Origin of the sequence: Streptomyces caelestis (genome assembly GCF_001279005.1) — a bacterium.
In the GTDB taxonomy this organism is placed as follows: domain Bacteria; phylum Actinomycetota; class Actinomycetes; order Streptomycetales; family Streptomycetaceae; genus Streptomyces; species Streptomyces heliomycini.
In genome coordinates, this window is record NZ_LGCN01000199.1 from 69,682 (window position 1) to 87,038 (window position 17,357).

Below are 17,357 nucleotides of genomic sequence, written 5' to 3' on the forward strand. Positions count from 1 at the left end.
CATGACCCTGCTGCGCGACGAGGACCTCGCCGCCGCGTTCGACCACGCCGCCCGCGGCTACGACGCCCTGGTGGCCGCCAACCCCGGCTACCACGCCCACCTCCGCCGCTCGGCACGCCGCCTGGGACTGCCGCGGCGGGGCGGGGGACTGCGCGTCCTGGACCTCGGCTGCGGCACCGGCGCGTCGACCGCCGCACTCGCCGCCGTGCTGCCGGGCGCGCGGATCACCGGTGTGGACGCCTCCGCCGGCATGCTCGAACGGGCCGCCGCCAAGGCCTGGCCGGACGGGGTGACGTTCGTACGGGCGCCGGCGGAAGGGCTGGCGGAGGCCGGGGTGGAGGGACCGTTCGACGCGGTGTTCGCGGCCTACCTCTTCCGCAACGTCTCCGACCCCGACGCCGTGCTCGCCGCCGTGCGCGAACTGCTGGCCCCCGGCGGGAGGCTGGGCGTGCACGAGTACACGCTCGGCGGACGGCGCGCGGACCGCGCGGTGTGGACCCTGGTGTGCCGCGGCATCGTCCAGCCGACGGCCACCGCGTTCGGGGACGCCGGGCTCTACCGCCATCTGTGGCGCAGCGTCGTGGAGTTCGACACCGCGGGCCGTTTCGCCGGCCGGCTGCGCGCGGCCGGCTTCGAAGCGGTGCGCGCCCTGCCCCTGCCGGGGTGGCAGACGGGCATCACCCACACCTTCGTCGGCCGACGGCCCCGTACGGAGAGCGAGGACCAGGGATGACCCCCTTCCGCCACCCGGACCCCACCCGGCACGGCCGGGACCGCCGCGCCCGCGTCCTCGCGCCCCCGCCCGGGGCCCGCAGGATCGAGGGCGCCCGCCCGACGACCGCCGTCGTCGGCGGCGGCATCGCCGGCCTGGCCGCGGCGACCGCGCTGGCCGAGCGCGGCGTGGCCGTGACCCTCTACGAACGCGAACCCTTCCTGGGCGGACGGGTCGGCGGCTGGCCGGCCGGCCTGGCCGACGGCACCCCGGCGACCATGAGCCGGGGCTTCCACGCCTTCTTCCGCCAGTACTACAACCTGCGCGGTCTGCTGCGCCGCACCGACCCCGGCCTGGAGCGGCTCACCGGCCTGCCGGACTACCCGCTGCGGCACAGCGACGGACTGCGGGACGGCTTCCGCCACGTCCCGCGCACCCCGCCGTGGAGCGCGCTCGGCTTCGTCGCCCTCAGCCCCTCCTTCCGCGCGCGCGACCTGCGCCGCATGAGACCGCTCGCGGCCCTCGAACTGTTCGACGTGCGCGTGCCCGAGGTGTACGAGCGCCTGGACGGCATCAGCGCCCACGACTTCCTCGACGCCGTACGCTTCCCGCCCAGCGCCCGCCACCTGGCCTTCGAGGTGTTCTCCCGCAGCTTCTTCGCCGACCCCCGGCGGCTGTCGGCCGCCGAGATGGTCCTGATGTTCCACATCTACTTCCTCGGTTCCGCCGAAGGGCTGCTGTTCGACGTGCCCGACGCGCCCTTCCCCGCCGCCCTGTGGGAACCCCTGACCGGCTACCTGCGCCGGCACGGCGCCCGCATCCGCACCGCCACGGCCGTCGAGCACGTCGCCCCCGCCGGGGACGGCGGCTACACGGTCGCCACCACCGCGCAGGAGGGCCGTCACGAGACCGTCGTCCTCGCCCTCGACGCCGCGGGACTGCGTTCCCTGGTCGCCCGCTCCGACCGGCTGGGCGACGGCCCGTGGCGGGAACGCGTCGCACGCCTGCGCAACGCCCCGCCGTTCCTGGTCACCCGCCTGTGGCTGGACCGGCCCGTCGCACCCGAGCGGCCCGCCTTCCTGGGCACGAGCGGATACGCCGGCCTCGACAACATCAGCGTGCTGGACCGCTACGAGGACGAGGCGGCCCGCTGGGCCGCCCGCACCGGGGGCTCCGTGGTCGAGCTCCACGCGTACGCGGTGCACCCCCAGGACTCCCGCGAGACCGTGCAGAAGACGCTGATCGACCAGTTGCGCCGCGTCTACCCGGAGACCGGCGGCGCCGGGATCGTCGACGTCCGCCACCTGTGGCGGTCCGACTGCCCGCTGTTCCCCGTCGGGGGGTACCCGGACCGGCCCACGGTGCGCACACCGGACCCCGGCCTCGTGGTGGCCGGCGACCTGGTGCGCACCGACCTGCCGGTGGCGCTCATGGAACGCGCCGCGACGACCGGCTTCCTCGCCGCCAACGCCCTGCTGGAGCGCTGGGGAGTGCGCGGACAGACCCTGTGGACGGTGCCCGACCGGGGACGCGGCGCCCCGCTGCGGTCCCTGACGGGCCTGGGGCGGCGGCCGGCGGACTGACGGGGAGGCGGCGGCCGGCACCGGGCCCGGCCGCCGGGATCAGCGGGCGGGCCCGGACCGCCGGCCTCCCGCCGCGGTGAGGCGGCCGAGGACGTCGGTCCGCCGCGGCAGGCGTTCGAGGACGCGGGACCGGTCGCCCGGGTACAGGCCGGCGCGGGCGGCACCGCTGTGCCGGCGGACCATGAGCAGCGCGGCCGGGCCCGGCGGATCGATGCCCGCCGGGCCGCGGAAGTCCAGCCGCACGGCATGCGGCGGGGCCGGCCCGGTCAGGTGCGCCGCCACGACGGCGACCGGCTCCGCACCGCCGGCGCCGTCGGGCCCGCCGCCGACGCGCACGGTCGGCGTGGCGGTCTCCGGGTCCGTTCCGGGGCGGACGCCGGTGCGCCGCGGCGCGCTCACACGGCGGTGCCGCGGACGGCGACGTCGGCGGCGCCGCCGCTCAGGGCGGCCGCGCCCGCGCGGACGATGCGCAGGCCGCGGGGGAAGTCGCGCAACTGCTCCGCGAGGATGTCCAGCCCCGTGGCCAGGGAGTGCACCGGAACGCCCCGTGCCGTGAGCACCTCGGAGGTCCACCCCAGGAATGCGGTGAACACCCCCGCGTCGTCCATGTACAGGGCGGTGGCCAGGAAGTCGACGATGTGGACCAGGTCCTCCGCGGTCCGCTCCCGTTGCGCGTCGTCGTATCCGCGCATGGCCGGGAACCGGGCCTCCAGGTCCGTCAGCACCTGTCTGACCAGGCGGCTGCGGGCCCGGACCACCATCGTGTACTCCTGGTCCACCAGGTGCGGCAGGTCGTCGACCGCCTGCCGGACCGCCGTGGGACGCGGCAGACCGGCCTCCAGCGCGGCGGCCGCGCCGCGGGCGTCCGGGGCCCACCCGTCGGCGCCCAGGGCCCGTGCGAACCTGCCGTCCTCGCCGAAGGCCCGGCCGCCGGCGAGGACGGGCACCCCGACGGCCTGGCAGGCGGTGATGGCCGCGTGCGCGGCCGGCAGGTGGGTGGGGATCGACCCGGAGAGCAGGACGGCGTCGGAGTCGGTGTGGTGCTGGTGGGCGACGAGGTGGGGCGTGGGCGTCTGCGCGCCCAGGTAGTCCACCTGCCAGCCCCGCAACCGCAGGACCTCGGCGACGAGCCGGGCGGGGAAGGCGTGCCACTCGCCGTCGACGCAGGTGACCGTCACCCGCCCGCGGTGCGGGGGGACGGGCCGGCCCGCCGCCGGACGGTGGGCGAGGGCGGCGATCACCCGCTCGTTGATGGCCGTGGCGGCGTGTTCCTGGGCGACGGTGATGCGGTCGGCGGCCCATTCGGCGCCGATCCTCTTCTGCACCGCCGCGACGACGTCGAGCAGCAGGTCCTCCTCCTGCCACCCCGCGTCGAGGCCGGCGCGCACCACGTCGACGGCGTCGTACTCGCTGCCCTCGAGCACCGCCCGCCAGAGCTCGTCGCACAGCACGGCGGCCGGTGGGCGGGTCGTGCTCACGTGTCCCTCCTCGGGTCTTCACCGGCGCCGGCGGGCGCCGTGCGCGGTGCGCTGATGGCGAGGACGGCCATGTCGTCGTGGCCGCCGCCGCCCAGCCACTGGGCGGCCAGCATCTGCACCCGTTCCACGATCGCCTCCCCCGGCATGCCGGCGCACTCCACCAGCGCCTGCCGCAGACGGCGTTCCCCGAACAGTTCGTCACCCAGCGGTCCGCCGCGGGCCTCGGTGATGCCGTCGGTGTAGAGCAGGCACGTCTCCCCGGGCTCGAGCACCTCCTCGGCCGTCCGCACGGTGACGGAGGGAAGCGCTCCGACGAGGGTGCCGTGGGTGGCGGCCTCCTCGACCCGGCCGTCGGCGCGGACGATGAGCGGGGGCATGTGCCCGGCGCTGGTCAGCCTCAGACGCACCCGGCGGCCCTCGCGCCCGACGGAAGCCAGTACCAGGGTGGCGAAGCGGGTGTGGTGCGAGCTGAGCAGGGCTCCGTTGAGCAGGGTGAGGACCTGCTGGTGGTCGGAGGCCAGGGACAGCAGCGCGTGCAGCGTGTTGCGGATCTTCCCGGTCAGGACCGCCGCCTCCAGGCCCTTGCCGGCCACGTCGCCCAGGACGACGAACGTCTCCTGCGAGGCGTCGGCCCCGGGGTGGACGTCGTAGAAGTCGCCCCCGATCCGCTCGTGGTCGCTGGCGGCGCGGTAGCGCCCCGCGTAGTCCACCCCGTGCAGGCTCTCCAGGGTCGGCGGCAGCAGTTCCCTCATGAGCGTGGTGGTGATCGCGCTCTGCTCGCTGTACAGGCGGGCTGCCGACAGCGCGGTGCCCGCGCGTGCGGCGAAGAGCCGGGCGAACGCCTCCTCGTCCGGGGTGAAGGCCTGCTCCGCGGCGGCGCGGAGCAGGATCAGCGCGCCGGCGGACACCCCGTGGCCGGGGAGCGGTGCGACGATGACGGAGCCGACGGGCCCGCCGAAGCCCTCCGGGACGACCCACTCGGGGAGGGCGCCGGGGTCGATCCAGCGCGCGGGCACCGGCGGGAAGCCCTGGAGGGCCTCGGCCAGTCCGGGGACGTCACGGGCGTCGAACTGGCGCGTGGTGTGCTTCGCGGGCCCGCCGCGCAGGGCGTGGGTCACGGTGTGGCGGCGTCCGACGGGCGGCAGGACGAGCAGCGCGGCGTCGGCGAGGTGCTCGGCCGCCAGCTGCGTCGCGACCTCCGTGCAGCGCGGCACGTTCAACGACGCCAGCAGGGTGCTGGAGACCATGGCGCGGGTCTCCGCCTGCTCCCGGGCGCGGTGCAGGGACGCTTCCGCCCGGCGGCGGCCGGTCTCCTCCACCAGCCACCACACGACGCCCTCGTCCGTGAGCGGGCCGGGGTGCGCCTCGAAGAAGCGGTCGCCGATCGCTCCGGCGGCCGGCGGGACCGCCGGTGTGACGTTCGCCTCGTCGGTGAGGCTACGGTGCGCGGCCGCCAGCCAGGCCGGCACCGCGCCCCGCGGACCGCCTCCGTCGTGGTGGTCCGCCAGCATCAGCCGGGCGGGCGGGTTCAGGTCCGCGACCGTGCCCTTCGCGTCGAGGACCACGACCGGGTAGGGGGCGTCCTTCCACGTCGGACCGGTACGGACGTCCGTGTTGCGCGGGTGTGGGGGGGAACCGGGGGAAGGAGTCACAAGCACAGGCACGCGTCGTGCGCACCCCACCACCTCTCTGCCGGGAGAACCGGATTCGTTGCCACGGTCTCCCATCCGCGTCCGCGAAATCAACCCGACCGGGCGACGACGGGTGCGCCGGGCGGCCGCGTACCCCGAGGCGGGGCTCCTACGCCTCGCCCGCCCCGTTCCCCGCGGACTCTCGCGACCGCGCGCGCCGCCCACCGGGGCCGGGGCGGGCCGCACAGGTGGCGGAGCCGCTCAGACCGGGACCACGGCCTCGCGCACGGCACGGTGGACGGCGCGCGCCAGCCGTGCTCCCCACAGGGAACGGGGACCGGCGAAGGTGTATTCCCGTTCGTCCGGGACCGGTGTGCGGGCGGCGACGCACACCGCGTCGGTGGGCGTGCCCGAACAGTCGAGGCCCGCCTCCAGGAGGGCCTGCACCTTCGCCTCCGTAGCCGTGGCCACCGCGTTGACCAGAGCGGCGTCGCTCAGCGGCACGGGCACGGCGACGACGATGTTGATCGTGCCGGGATCCTGGGGCCCGCCCGCGCCCTCTCCGGGCCGAGCGGCCCAGCCGCGCACGTCGACGCCCGCCGTGACGTAGGCCTCCGCACCGGCGTCCCGCGCGTGCGCGTACGCCGAGACGTCCGCCGCCGTCATCAGCCCCACCCCCGGACCCCGCGCGCCCGCGGCGGCGGCGAGACCGGCGAGGTGCCGGTCGGGGTCGGTGCGCCGGTAGCCGTGGGAGACCTGGGCGTTGAGGATCCAGGCCCGCTCGCCGAGGCCCCCGCCCAGCACCGCGCTGCTGATCATCCGCCGGCCGGGTCCGGCGGTCCACAGCAGCGCGTGCAGCCGTTCGCCGTTCTCGGCGCGGGTCAGGCGCCGCGGGGACGGCAGGGCGGGGGTGGTGCGGGGCTGGGGGAGGACGGCGGTCACCGGGCGGGGCTCCTTGCGGGGGCGGACCGACCGATCCTAGGGCCTGCCGCCCGCCGCGCACGGGGGCGGGTCAGTGCTCCGTGTCCTGTGGCAACCGGAAGCAGGCCGTGACGGTCTTGCCGTGGGGGCAGGGACGGGCCTCCCAGGTGTCGGCCAGGGCGTCGACCAGGAGCATGCCGCGCCCGCCGACGCGTTCGGTGCTCGGCTCCCGGGGCGCCGGCAGGGTGGTGGACCTGTCGTGCACCGAGACGTGCAGACAACGGCTGTCCCACGCCATGACCAGCTGCGCGGTGCTGTGGGCGTGGACGTGCGCGTTGGTGACCAGTTCCGAGACGGCCAGCAGCACGGCGTCCGCCGTCTCGGGGGCGGCCGTGTCCCAGCCCAGCGCGACGAGGTGCTCGTGGGCCCAGTCACGGGCCGTCTTCACCCCGCGGTCCACCGGCAGTGAGCGTGCCCAGCCCACCGTCCGGACCGACGATTCCTTCATGGTGGTCCTTCCCGGTCGTCGCCGCGCGGCCCGGGCGGGTGGGCGCCGGACCGCGTGGGAACAGGGGCGGAGAGGGTCAACGGTGGCCGCCGCGGAACCGGCCCAGCAGACGCTGGGCCTGGGCCCGGCGCCGGGGGTCGGCCGCCGCCCGCCGCACCTGCTCGGCCGTACGCCGCCCCTGCGGGCTCCTGGCGAACTGCTTGATGCGCTCGACCATGCTCGGCATGGCTGCTCCCTTCCGTGGGTCCCGTTCGTCCTTGCTGTCCCCCGCATACCCCCTGCCGGCGGAGTCAGCCCTGCGGGCGGCCGGGCGAGGGTCCGCGTCCCCTTCGGCGACCCGTCGGCCTCGGCTCCCGGACCGGACGTCCACGCCGCCCGGCCCGTCGCCGACCGGTTCGACACGCCGGAGCCCGCCCGTGCCGCCCCGCTGCCGGCCCACCCGGAGCCGGCCCTCGGGCAGGTGCGGCGGGAACGGCCCGAAGGAGCCCGGCTCCCGGACGAGCTCGCCCACGCCGTACGGCCGCCGCATCGACACCGACGAGGCCCGGCGCCGCGCGCCTGCCGCGGTCCCTGCGCCAGGTGGAAGGTCTCGACCTCGCCGAGCACCGCGCCCGCTTCGCCGACCGCGGCCGGCTGGAGGAGCGGCGCCGCGCGCCTGCCGCGGTCCCTGCGCCAGGTGGAAGGTCTCGACCTCGCCGAGCACCGCGCCCGCTTCGCCGACCGCGGCCGGTTGGAGGAGGACGCCGGTCCCGGCGCCGCGCGCCTGCGCCTGCGCGGAAGGGAAGGGTTCGCGGACCGGGCCGACGCGCGGACCACCGGCCGGCTCGTCGGCGCGGACCCGAACGCCCTCGCCCCGTGGCGCGTGTACCACTCGGGCCGGACCCCACGACCGCTCCCGGTTCCCGGCCGAGCGCCGCGAACCGGACCGCCCGAACACCTCGGCGCGGGCCCGCCCTGCCGTACGGCGGAGTCCGTGATCCCGGTCGATGGCGAGGGCACGGTCCGCCGCCGCCCCCGGCCGTCCGAGGCCGCCGCATCGGCCGCGCCCACCTCCAAACGCCGCCGCCGTACGACGTGTTCGCGGGCGGTGTCCCGGAACGGACACCGCCCCGGCCGGGCGGCGGCCCGCGCGCGGGAGGTGTTTGCCGCGGGAGTCAGCGGCAAGTCGGTGTCCATGAGTGAACAGAACAAGAACTCGCAGCAGAAGACCACGTCCACCCGGTCCGCCGCGACCAAGGCGCGGGAGACCGCGGACAAGGCGACCGCCCCCGCCGAGCGGGCGGCCGGCAAGGCCGCCGGCAAGGCGGGTGAGGCCGCGTCAGGGGCCGCGTCGGGCGCCGGGCGCGCGGCCCAGGCGGCGAGCGGCGCCGCGCAGACCGCGGCCAAGGGGGTCGAGGCGGGCCGCCGCGCGGTCGTCGCCACCTCGGGGCAGGTCGCCGCCGGCGCCAAGACCGCCTGGACCGTCATCGCCAACCGCAGGCTCGTCGCCGCCGGCGCCGCGGCCGGCCTGACCGCGCTGACCGCCGCCTCCTACGCGGTGGGCCGGCGCGCCGAACGCCACACCCACGGCCCCCTCACCCGGATGACCGGCGGCCGGATCTGACACCGGGCGCCGGGGCGGGACGGTGCGGAGCCGGGCCCCACTCGCGCGGTGCGGCCCCGAAGAGGAAAGATGTCTCCGCAAGCGAAGAATCAACCCATGCGGAGGAGTGGGCACATGCAGCACGAGCGAGCGGGCGGCCCGGCCGGCCCCGAGGATCTCGTCGACGTCGCTCGGCTGGTCACGGCGTACTACGCACTGCACCCCGACCCCGACGATCCGGGACAGCGCGTCACGTTCGGGACGTCGGGGCACCGCGGCTCGTCCCTGACGGCCGCGTTCAACGAGGACCACATCGCCGCGACCAGCCAGGCCATCTGCGAGTACCGCGCCGGACAGGGGACCGACGGCCCGCTCTTCCTCGGCGCCGACACCCACGCGCTGTCCGAACCCGCCCGGGTCACCGCCCTGGAGGTGTTCGCGGCCAACGGGGTCACCGTGCTCATCGACAGCGCCGACGGCTACACCCCGACCCCGGCGGTCTCGCACGCGATCCTCACCCACAACCGGGGCCGCGGCACGGGCCTCGCGGACGGCGTCGTGGTCACCCCGTCCCACAACCCGCCCGCCGACGGCGGGTTCAAGTACAACCCGCCGAGCGGCGGCCCCGCGGGTTCGGACGCCACCGGCTGGATCCAGGACCGGGCCAACGACATCATCCGGGGCGGTCTCAAGGACGTCCGCCGCATCCCGTACGCCCGCGCCCTCGCCGCGCCGGGAACGGGACGCCACGACTTCCTGGGCGCCTACGTCGCGGACCTGCCGAACGTGCTCGACCTGGACGCGATCCGCTCGGCCGGCGTCCGGATCGGCGCCGATCCGCTGGGCGGGGCGTCCGTCGCCTACTGGGGCCGGATCGCCGAACAGCACCGCCTCGACCTCACCGTGGTCAACCCGCTCACCGACCCCACCTGGCGGTTCATGACCCTGGACTGGGACGGCAAGATCCGTATGGACTGCTCGTCGCCGCACGCCATGGCGTCCCTCATCGGGCAGCGCGACCGTTTCGACATCGCCACCGGCAACGACGCGGACGCCGACCGGCACGGCATCGTCACCCCGGACGCCGGGCTGATGAACCCCAACCACTACCTCGCCACGGCGATCGGCTACCTCTACGCGCACCGCGAGCGGTGGCCGTCCGACGCCGGCGTCGGCAAGACCCTGGTGTCCTCCGCGATGATCGACCGCGTCGCCGCCGACCTGAAGCGCGAACTCGTCGAGGTGCCCGTCGGTTTCAAGTGGTTCGTGGACGGACTGGCCGGCGGCGCCCTCGGCTTCGGCGGCGAGGAGTCGGCCGGCGCCTCCTTCCTGCGCCGGGACGGCTCGGTGTGGACCACCGACAAGGACGGCATCATCCTGGCGCTGCTCGCGTCCGAGATCACGGCCGTCACCGGCAAGACGCCCTCGGCGCACTACGCCGCGCTCACCTCCCGCTTCGGCGAGCCCGCCTACGAGCGGATCGACGCCCCGGCGACCCGTGAGGAGAAGGCCCGCCTCGCGAAGCTGTCCCCCGCCCAGGTCACCGCGGACACCCTGGCCGGGGAGACGGTCACCGCCGTGCTCACCGAGGCGCCGGGCAACGGCGCGCCCATCGGCGGCATCAAGGTGACCACCGACAGCGCCTGGTTCGCCGCCCGCCCCTCCGGCACCGAGGACGTCTACAAGATCTACGCCGAGTCCTTCCAGGGCCCCGAGCACCTCCGCCGGGTGCAGGAGGAGGCCAAGTCCGTGGTCCTCACGGCCCTGGGCGGCTGAGCCGGGCCCCGCAGGGGCACGCCCCGGTCGCCGGCCACGCCGGCCGGGGCGCGCGTCAGCCGGCCCGGACGCCGGGGCCGGACGGGGGAGGGGGGACGGCTGCCGGCGACGGGGAGGCCGCCGTGGGCAGCTCCGCCGGCACGTCCTCCGACTGCTGCAGGACGGTGTCGCCGGGCCCCTCGTCCGGCGCGCCCGCACCGGTGGACAGCTGCGACCAGGCGACCAGCGCGAAGGCGAGCGCGGCGGCCGTGCCCACCACGCGCCCGACGCGGCGCAGCCTGGCGCGCCCGTCCAACTCCCGCCAGGACGGGCCCTCCCACGGATCGTCCGGATGCCACAGATCACCGACCGCCTCGACGCCGGCGCCCTCCCGCGGTGCACCGCCGCCGGCGCGCGGCCGGGTCCGCTGCAGCGCGGAGGGCTCCTTGGGGGCGGTGGCCCGGATGGCCCGCTCGTTGTCGGTGAGGAACCGCTGCCAGACCTCCTCGGGCAGCGACGGCGCACCGTCCCGCTCCTTTGGCGTTCCGCCGTCGTCCGGCCTCTGCGCGGTCACGTCCGTTCATTCCTTTCGAGAATCCCGCCAGGATGATGGCACAGCGCGAGAACGGGGGAACAGCGGCCCACGGGACCGGACATACGGCTGGGACGGTGCGACCCGGCCGGACCCGGGCCCGCCCGGGGAGCCCGGGGCGGCCGGCCTTCGCGCGGCCCGAAGGACGGCGCCGCGCCCCTCCTTCCGCCCCGCCGGCCGAGCGGGCGGCGATCACCACGAGGTACAAAGGACCCATGCATCGGGACGAGACCTCCGGCGGGGCCGGAGACGACGTCGAGGCGGTCACCCGTGCGGTGCTGACCGCCTCGCGGCTGCTGGTGGCGGTGTCCGCGCGGTCCCTCACCGCGGTCGAGGACCGGGTGACGCTGCCGCAGTTCCGGATGCTGGTGGTGCTCTCCACCCGCGGCGCCACCAAGCTGGTCACGCTCGCCGACCTGCTCCACGTCGCCCCGTCCACCGCGATGCGCATGGTCGACCGGCTGATCGCGGCCGGCCTCGCCGACCGGCAGACCAATCCCGCCAACCGACGGGAGACCCTGCTGCGGCTCACCGACGAGGGCCGGCGCACGGTCGAGGACGTCACCGCGCGGCGCCGTGCCGAGATCGCCGCGATCGTCGAGCGGCTGGCCCCGCGGCAGCGGGCGGCGCTGGTCGGCGCCCTCACCGCGTTCAACGAGGCCGGCGGCGAGCCCCCCGCCGCCGGGCCGCAGCCGTACCCGCTCGGCTGGGCGGTGGACGGCGGACCGTGACCGGCGCCGCCCAAATCTGCATGCTAGATTCGCATTTGAAAGGCGAACCGCGGACGGCCGACGCGTCCACGCACCGGGACGGTGACACCTCATGACGTCAGGAAGCAGCGACACCCCCGGCGAGGACGTTCCGCTCCCGCGGGTCCTGTGCGACACGGCCGCCCTGGCCGCCCTCGACGGCGCGTCCGCCGGCGCCCTGTGGCGGCTCGCCGAGCCGGGGCGCCAACTCGACGCCAACGTCGTGCGCATCCCGCCCGGGCGCGGGGTCGACACCCACCGCGAGCCCGACCTCGACGTCCTCCTGCTGGTCCTCGCCGGCCACGGCACGCTCACCGCCCCCGACGGCCCCCACCCCCTCCCCGCGGGCGCCCTGACCTGGCTCCCGCACGGCTCCACCCGGAGCCTCACCGCCGGCCCCGAGGGCCTGACGTACCTGACCGTCCACCGCCGCCGCCCCGGCATGCGGATCCAGCGCGGGAACCCGGCAGCCCGACCACAGTGATCACCGAGGCCACGAACTGGTAACAGCGGACAACTCCTGAACGTCCTGTGCGGTCTGGACCGCTATGAAGATCTCTTTCCTGATCCACAACGCCTATGGGATCGGAGGCACGATCACCACCACGTTCAACCTGGCGGCCGCGCTGACCGAACGGCACGACGTGGAGATCGTCTCGGTGTTACGGCACCGGGAGCACCCCAACCTCACTCCGCACCCCGGAGTGCGGCTGCGGGCGCTGGTGGATCTGCGGCGGGAGAAGGACCACCCGCTGCACCGCAGACCCGCCCAGGTGTTCCCCGCCGCCGAGTACCGCCACCACCAGTACAGCGAGCTGACGGACGAGCGGATCGCCGAGTGCCTGGCGGACACCGACGCCGACGTCGTCGTCGGCACCCGGCCGGGGCTCAACGTGCACCTCGCCCTCCAGGCCCCGGAACACGTCGCCCGCGTCGGCCAGGAGCACCTCACCCTCGACAACCATCCGCCCGCGCTGCGCACCGCGCTGCGCCGCGCCTACCGCCGGCTCGACGTGCTCACCACCGTCACCGAGGCGGACGCCGACTCCTACCGGCGCAAGATGCTGCTGCCCGGAGTGCGGGTGGAGGCCCTCCCGAACAGCGTCCCCGACCCCGAGCTCCCCACCGCCGACGGCACCGCCAAGGTCGTGGTGGCGGCCGGCCGGCTGGTCCCCGTCAAGCGGTTCGACCTGATCATCGAGGCGTTCGCCCGCGTGGTCGCCGAGTATCCCGACTGGCGGCTGCGCATCTACGGCAAGGGCGAGGAGCACGACCGGCTGCGCGCCCTGATCGAGTCGCTCGGCCTGTGGAACAACGTCTTCCTCATGGGCGCGGCGACCCCCATGGAGGCCGAGTGGGTCAAGGGCTCGATCGGTGCGGCGGCGTCGAACTTCGAGCCGTTCGGCATGACCCTCGTCGAAGCGATGCGCTGCGGACTGCCGGTGGTGAGCACCGACTGCCCCTACGGGCCCGGCGAGATCATCGAGGACGGCGAGGACGGCCGGCTGGTGCCGGTCGGGGACGGCGCCGCCTTCGGCGCGGCCCTCCTCGACCTGGTGCGCGACGACGAGCGCCGCCGCCGCATGGGCGAGGCGGCCGTGGCCAACGCGCGCCGGTTCGCCCCCGGACCGGTCGTGGCCCACGCAGAACGCCTGCTCCAGGAGGCGATCGAGGCCAGGAACGGCGGACGGCGGGGCGCCCCGGGACGCCGCGGGATGCACCACACCCTCGCCGGCCGGGGCCACGCCGCCCGCGACCTCGCCCACGCCGCCGCGTCGACCGCGCTGCGCACCGTACGGAAGGGACGCCGATGAGCACGACCCCGCGCACCCACTGCCGCCTCGACGCCGACGGCCGGATCACCTTCCGGCTCCGCCCGCCGACGGCCGCGCGGCCCCGGCTGCTGCTGGTGCTGCGCCCCAAGAAGGGCGGGCCCGAGGAGACGACCCACACCCTCGACCTCGAACCCCACGGCGACGACGGCGAGTTCCGCGCCGTGCTCGAACCGCTGCCCCGGCTCGCGGAGGGCCGCTGGGACACGTATCTGCTGCCCGGCCCGGCCACCGGACGGGAGCGGCTGCGCCCCGGGCTGCGGGACCTGCGGGCGCTCGTCGACGGAGGCCCGCCCGACCGGCCGTCACCGGTCGCCGTCCGGGTGCCGTACGCCACCAAGGACGGCTTCCTCGCGATACGCGCCTGGCTGCGCACCGCCCACGCGGAGGCGGGGCCCGTCGACATCGCCGACGGGACGATGACGGTCCGCGCCCGCCTGCACGGCGCCGTACTCTCCCCGTCGGCGGAGGCGGTGCTGCGGCTGCGGGGCGCCGGGGACACGCTGCACGCCGTCCCGGTACGGCCCGCCCGGGACGGCGGCTTCGCCTTCACCGTCGCCTACGAGGACCTCACGGCCACCGGCAGCCGGGTCTGGGACGTGTTCCTCCGCCCCGCCGCCGACGCGCCGCTGACCCGGGTCGGCCGGCTCCTCGACGACGTGGCGGACCGCAAGGCGGTGTTCGTCTACCCGCGGGTCACCGTGGGCGGGTCCGCGGTGCGCCCCTACTACACCGTGGACAACGACCTCGCCGTCGAGGTGACCGCCCTCGGCTGAACGGCCGGATCCCCTCACCGTCCGAGCCCCTCCGCGGACACCCCGTCCTCGGGCGGGGAGGGAGTCCGGCTCTCACCGCCCCGATCACCGTGGTTCCGCAGGCAGGAGCCGGCGAGTCCTGCCGACGGTTTTGGGCGGTACTCGGCGATCGGACCACTCGGAAACGTCGATGAGGACGGGCGACGCTCCCGGTCGCTCCGTGGGAGGGAGCGCGCCGGGAATCCGCCTGCCGTGGGGAGGGAGACCGCGCATCGCAGGATGTCGCCGCTCGGGTCGATGACGTGCGTCGTCGGCCCGCCGGGCGCCTCCCGCCGCATCGCCGGCGGCAGCCCGCGCCACTTCCCGGACCGGGGCGCGCCGGCCGCCGACGGCCTGCTGTGCCCGGGCCCCGCAGGGCACGGCCTGGACCCGCTGGGCCCACGTTCCGCGCCTCACCGGCGCGTGCAAAGGCGCCACCGGGCACGTCGCCCTGGCGTCCCGCACCGCGGACCCGGACGCCGCGCCCCTGCCGGAGGTGCTCGAAGAGGTCCGGGTGGACGACGGGACGGTCGAGGTCGCCCGAACCGGCGGGGGCCGTGCCCGGAACGCCTTCGAGCCGGTGGATGTGAGTCGCACGCGGCGGTGAGCGGTGGGGACGACGTCAGGACCGCGCGTCGGCCTCGGTCTTCGGGGCCGGCCCGGCGCTGTCGACCGTGGTGTAGAAGACCGACGAACCCTGCTTGGTGCGCTGGGCCTGGTTGCGCGCGACCAGGCCCTCCAGGGTGCTGCGCACGACCGTGGTCTTGACGGCGCGCCCGGGGTGGGCCTGCTCGAGCGCGCCCGCGACCTCCGCCGCCGAGCGGGGCTCCCGCTGCTCGCCCAGGTGCCGGCGGACGAGCTCGACCAGCTTGGGGCCGTCCGCCTTCGCGGCGGCCGGCTTGCGCGTGGACCTTCCCGGGGCGGCGGTCTTCCCCGACGGGACCGACTTCCCGGACGGGACCGACTTCCCGGACGTGGCGCGCGCGGCCGTCTTTCCGGCCCGCTTCGGCTTCACCGCGCCCGCCCCGGCCCCCGGCGTGGCCTTCGAGGCGGCGCCGCCCTTCTTGCGCGGCGCCGGCACGGTCGCGTCGCCCGACGCCGTCCCGGCCTCCGGGGTGCTTCCGTCCCCGGGCGTGACCACGGGCTCGGGGGTGACCGCCGCCCCGGCGGGCGCCGGGACGAGCCCCAGCGCCTGCCGCATGTTCACCAGTAGGGTGTGGTCGTGCTGAAGCACGGTCAACCGCTCCTGCAGCGCGGCGATCTCCGCGGTGACCCGCTCCTGCTCCTTGAGGTTGCGTTCCAGGTCGCCCGCGACCTGAGCGGAGTACTGCGACGTGAGGTCGGTCGCTGCCGTCGAATTCTCGGACATGGCGGTGCCCCTTTCTGCCTGTTGGTTCCCCCGGTGGCCAGCCATGGTACGGCCGGGCGCGGTTGACCGTTTCTTCTGAGCGGTCACCGGTTGACGTTCTCACGCGGCACGAGGGACGGTACGGCCCCCGCCCCGGCCGTCCCGCCGTCCGCGTGACCGAGGGCAGCCGGTCCAGCCAGGGGGGAGGCCCGGCAGGGGCGTTCCGGCAGCGGATCCGCGTCGGCCCCGGCGGCACCGTCGAGGCCGAGCAGGTCGTCCTCGAGCCGCCCACCGCTTCGGCCCCGGCGGCGCGGACACGGTCGCCGCCGGCTTCCCCGCCCGCGACGTGCGCCACGTCCGCGTCCCGGTGAGCGCCGACACGGGCTGGAACGCGGCCCGGTCGTCAAAGACCGGGGCCCACGGCGCCGACGACGGCGGCAGTCCGGAGGAACCGCCGGCCCGTCGCTCGGCAACCCGATCGAAGCCTCCTCCGCAATTCACCCGTTCGTGGCGACCCGCGCCGACGACGGGCGGTCGGGCACCTGCGGGGAGTCCGCCGGCCACCCCGCCGTCCGCGCGGTCGAACCGGGCGCCGACGCGGAACCCGGCACGACCGTGGTCGAACCCGGCCACGGCCCGGCCCGGGCGAAACGGGCGCGGAGCGTCGAGGTCCTCGGCCGCGGGCAGGTACCGGCCGGCTTCCCCCGCTCGAGGCCCGCGCCGGCCGCGCCTTCGGTCCCGGCGCGGGCGACGACACCGTCACCCTCACCCGTTCGACCGAAGGGGGCGTGCTGATCGGGCCCGGCTCGCGGTTCGTGGCCGACCGGTGGCGTCACCCCCGCGCGGTGCTCCGTCCGGCGGAACCGCACCCCGCCCCGGGTGTGGTTCCGTCACCCGGACGGACCTTTCGTCACGCTCTTTCAGGGGGCAGGGCAGATGGGGGACTTCGGCGGACTCGCGCGAGGAGCTGAGGCGTTTCCGGGAAGTCGAGGTCAGGCTGGGTGCATGGCCTCATCGATCGACTGCCCGCCCCGTCCGTGTCACCGTGCCGGCCGGCAGGCCGGCGCCCCCGCCCGTGTGCGCGGCCGGGTGGCGTCGGCGGCCGTCGTCCTCGCCGTGCTGGCGGCGCTGAGCGGGTGCGGGGCGGGCGCCGGAACCGCTCAGCGGGACGTCCCGGTGAGCGGGGCGCCGGACACGGCCGGCGTCGCGCCCGGCGCCACCGGCACCGCCCAGGGCCGGGCCGGCACCGGAGCGAGGACGCGAGCGCCCGCCCGGATCCCCGGCCTCGGGCCCCGGACCCGGGCGTGGATCCCCGCGAACGCCCGCCAGGTGGTCGTCGTCACCGGCCGCGGCAAGGACGCCAACCGCTCCCGGGTCGTGTTGTACGAGCACACCGGGTCCGGATGGGAGGGCGGCCCGGCGTGGCCCGCGCACAACGCCCTCAAGGGCTGGACCGACGACCACTGGGCGGGCGACCTCCGCTCACCCATCGGCGTGTTCACCCTCACCGACGCCGGGGGGCTGCTGCCCGACCCCGGCACCCAGCTGCCGTACGACCGGTCGCAGGGGTTCGCGGTCGGCGGCACCGGCTTCGAGGGCGAGCCGCTGGAAGGCTCCTTCGACTACGTCGTCGCCATCGACTACAACCGCGTGCCGGGCACGTCCCCACTGGACCGGACCCGTCCGCTCGGCGCCGACCGGGGCGGCGGCATCTGGCTGCACGTCGACCACGAGGGGCCGACCCAGGGCTGTGTCAGCCTCTCGGAGCGCCACATGGAGGAGCTCCTGCGCGCCCTCGACCCGGACCGGCACCCGGTGATCGTCATGGGCGACGCCGGCTCCCTGCGGGAGTGAGCGGCCGGCCCGGACGTG

Annotated in this window: 17 protein-coding genes; 9 read left to right on the plus strand and 8 right to left on the minus strand. The window is 76.2% G+C overall.

The genetic code is table 11. The annotated features are described in order from the left end of the window. Nucleotide 1: 1 nt before the first annotated feature. Both ADK41_RS20360 and ADK41_RS20365 read left to right on the plus strand, forming a co-directional pair. On the plus strand, nucleotides 2-733 hold the full coding sequence (locus ADK41_RS20360) for a methyltransferase domain-containing protein (protein WP_030833190.1): 732 nt from the start codon (nucleotides 2-4) through the stop codon (nucleotides 731-733). After that, complete coding sequence (locus tag ADK41_RS20365) at nucleotides 730-2,295, plus strand: FAD-dependent oxidoreductase (RefSeq protein ID WP_030833192.1); 1,566 nt, start codon at nucleotides 730-732, stop codon at nucleotides 2,293-2,295. Before ADK41_RS20360 ends, ADK41_RS20365 begins: the two co-directional genes overlap by 4 nt. Before the next feature lie 39 nt (nucleotides 2,296-2,334). Here the strand turns inward: ADK41_RS20365 and ADK41_RS20370 are convergent, their stop codons facing one another. The 6 genes from ADK41_RS20370 to ADK41_RS42180 all read right to left on the minus strand — a co-directional run bounded on the left by ADK41_RS20370 (nucleotide 2,335) and on the right by ADK41_RS42180 (nucleotide 7,059). Beyond that, complete coding sequence (locus ADK41_RS20370) at nucleotides 2,335-2,694, minus strand: hypothetical protein (protein ID WP_051843458.1); 360 nt, start codon at nucleotides 2,692-2,694, stop codon at nucleotides 2,335-2,337. Continuing rightward, complete coding sequence (locus ADK41_RS20375) at nucleotides 2,691-3,773, minus strand: cobalamin B12-binding domain-containing protein (RefSeq protein WP_051843459.1); 1,083 nt, start codon at nucleotides 3,771-3,773, stop codon at nucleotides 2,691-2,693. Before ADK41_RS20375 ends, ADK41_RS20370 begins: the two co-directional genes overlap by 4 nt. Then, complete coding sequence (locus tag ADK41_RS20380; RefSeq protein WP_051843461.1) at nucleotides 3,770-5,425, minus strand: PP2C family protein-serine/threonine phosphatase; 1,656 nt, start codon at nucleotides 5,423-5,425, stop codon at nucleotides 3,770-3,772. The genes ADK41_RS20375 and ADK41_RS20380 overlap by 4 nt, the downstream gene beginning before the upstream one ends. 240 nt (nucleotides 5,426-5,665) lie before the next feature. Next, nucleotides 5,666-6,346, minus strand: a complete 681-nt coding sequence (locus ADK41_RS20385) for an adenosylcobinamide amidohydrolase (protein ID WP_030833205.1) — start codon at nucleotides 6,344-6,346, stop codon at nucleotides 5,666-5,668. Between the two features lie 70 nt (nucleotides 6,347-6,416). Next, nucleotides 6,417-6,833, minus strand: coding sequence for an ATP-binding protein (locus ADK41_RS20390; protein ID WP_030833208.1), 417 nt, complete (start codon nucleotides 6,831-6,833; stop codon nucleotides 6,417-6,419). A 76-nt stretch (nucleotides 6,834-6,909) separates the two neighbouring features. Beyond that, nucleotides 6,910-7,059, minus strand: a complete 150-nt coding sequence (locus ADK41_RS42180) for a hypothetical protein (RefSeq protein WP_167353478.1) — start codon at nucleotides 7,057-7,059, stop codon at nucleotides 6,910-6,912. A 948-nt stretch (nucleotides 7,060-8,007) separates the two neighbouring features. Between ADK41_RS42180 and ADK41_RS20400 the strand changes: the two genes are divergently transcribed. Continuing rightward, complete coding sequence (locus ADK41_RS20400) at nucleotides 8,008-8,436, plus strand: hypothetical protein (protein WP_106979556.1); 429 nt, start codon at nucleotides 8,008-8,010, stop codon at nucleotides 8,434-8,436. Nucleotides 8,437-8,550: 114 nt separating this feature from the next. Beyond that, nucleotides 8,551-10,191 carry a phosphoglucomutase (alpha-D-glucose-1,6-bisphosphate-dependent) gene (gene pgm, locus ADK41_RS20405; protein ID WP_030833215.1) on the plus strand — a complete coding sequence of 547 codons (1,641 nt, stop codon included), beginning with the start codon at nucleotides 8,551-8,553 and terminating at the stop codon, nucleotides 10,189-10,191. 55 nt (nucleotides 10,192-10,246) lie between these two features. Here the strand turns inward: pgm and ADK41_RS20410 are convergent, their stop codons facing one another. Continuing rightward, on the minus strand, nucleotides 10,247-10,744 hold the full coding sequence (locus ADK41_RS20410; protein ID WP_030833218.1) for a hypothetical protein: 498 nt from the start codon (nucleotides 10,742-10,744) through the stop codon (nucleotides 10,247-10,249). 233 nt (nucleotides 10,745-10,977) lie between these two features. On the opposite strand from ADK41_RS20410, the gene ADK41_RS20415 reads away from it, so the two are divergent. The 4 genes from ADK41_RS20415 (at nucleotide 10,978) to ADK41_RS20430 (ending at nucleotide 14,119) form a co-directional block, all read left to right on the plus strand. Further along, on the plus strand, nucleotides 10,978-11,493 hold the full coding sequence (locus ADK41_RS20415) for a MarR family winged helix-turn-helix transcriptional regulator (RefSeq protein WP_030833221.1): 516 nt from the start codon (nucleotides 10,978-10,980) through the stop codon (nucleotides 11,491-11,493). A gap of 91 nt (nucleotides 11,494-11,584) precedes the next feature. Next, nucleotides 11,585-11,995: a hypothetical protein gene (locus tag ADK41_RS20420; RefSeq protein ID WP_030833224.1), complete on the plus strand. Its 411-nt coding sequence runs from the start codon at nucleotides 11,585-11,587 to the stop codon at nucleotides 11,993-11,995. 64 nt (nucleotides 11,996-12,059) lie between these two features. Continuing rightward, nucleotides 12,060-13,325 carry a glycosyltransferase family 4 protein gene (locus ADK41_RS20425; protein ID WP_030833227.1) on the plus strand — a complete coding sequence of 422 codons (1,266 nt, stop codon included), beginning with the start codon at nucleotides 12,060-12,062 and terminating at the stop codon, nucleotides 13,323-13,325. Further along, entirely contained in the window at nucleotides 13,322-14,119 is a 798-nt protein-coding gene (locus ADK41_RS20430; protein ID WP_030833231.1) for a hypothetical protein, read from the plus strand. Before ADK41_RS20425 ends, ADK41_RS20430 begins: the two co-directional genes overlap by 4 nt. Before the next feature lie 640 nt (nucleotides 14,120-14,759). Here the strand turns inward: ADK41_RS20430 and ADK41_RS20435 are convergent. Beyond that, nucleotides 14,760-15,506 carry a hypothetical protein gene (locus tag ADK41_RS20435; RefSeq protein ID WP_030833234.1) on the minus strand — a complete coding sequence of 249 codons (747 nt, stop codon included), beginning with the start codon at nucleotides 15,504-15,506 and terminating at the stop codon, nucleotides 14,760-14,762. Between the two features lie 984 nt (nucleotides 15,507-16,490). Here ADK41_RS20435 and ADK41_RS20445 point away from each other — a divergent pair. Beyond that, entirely contained in the window at nucleotides 16,491-17,339 is an 849-nt protein-coding gene (locus ADK41_RS20445) for a L,D-transpeptidase family protein (protein WP_030833241.1), read from the plus strand. Nucleotides 17,340-17,357: the final 18 nt, after the last annotated feature.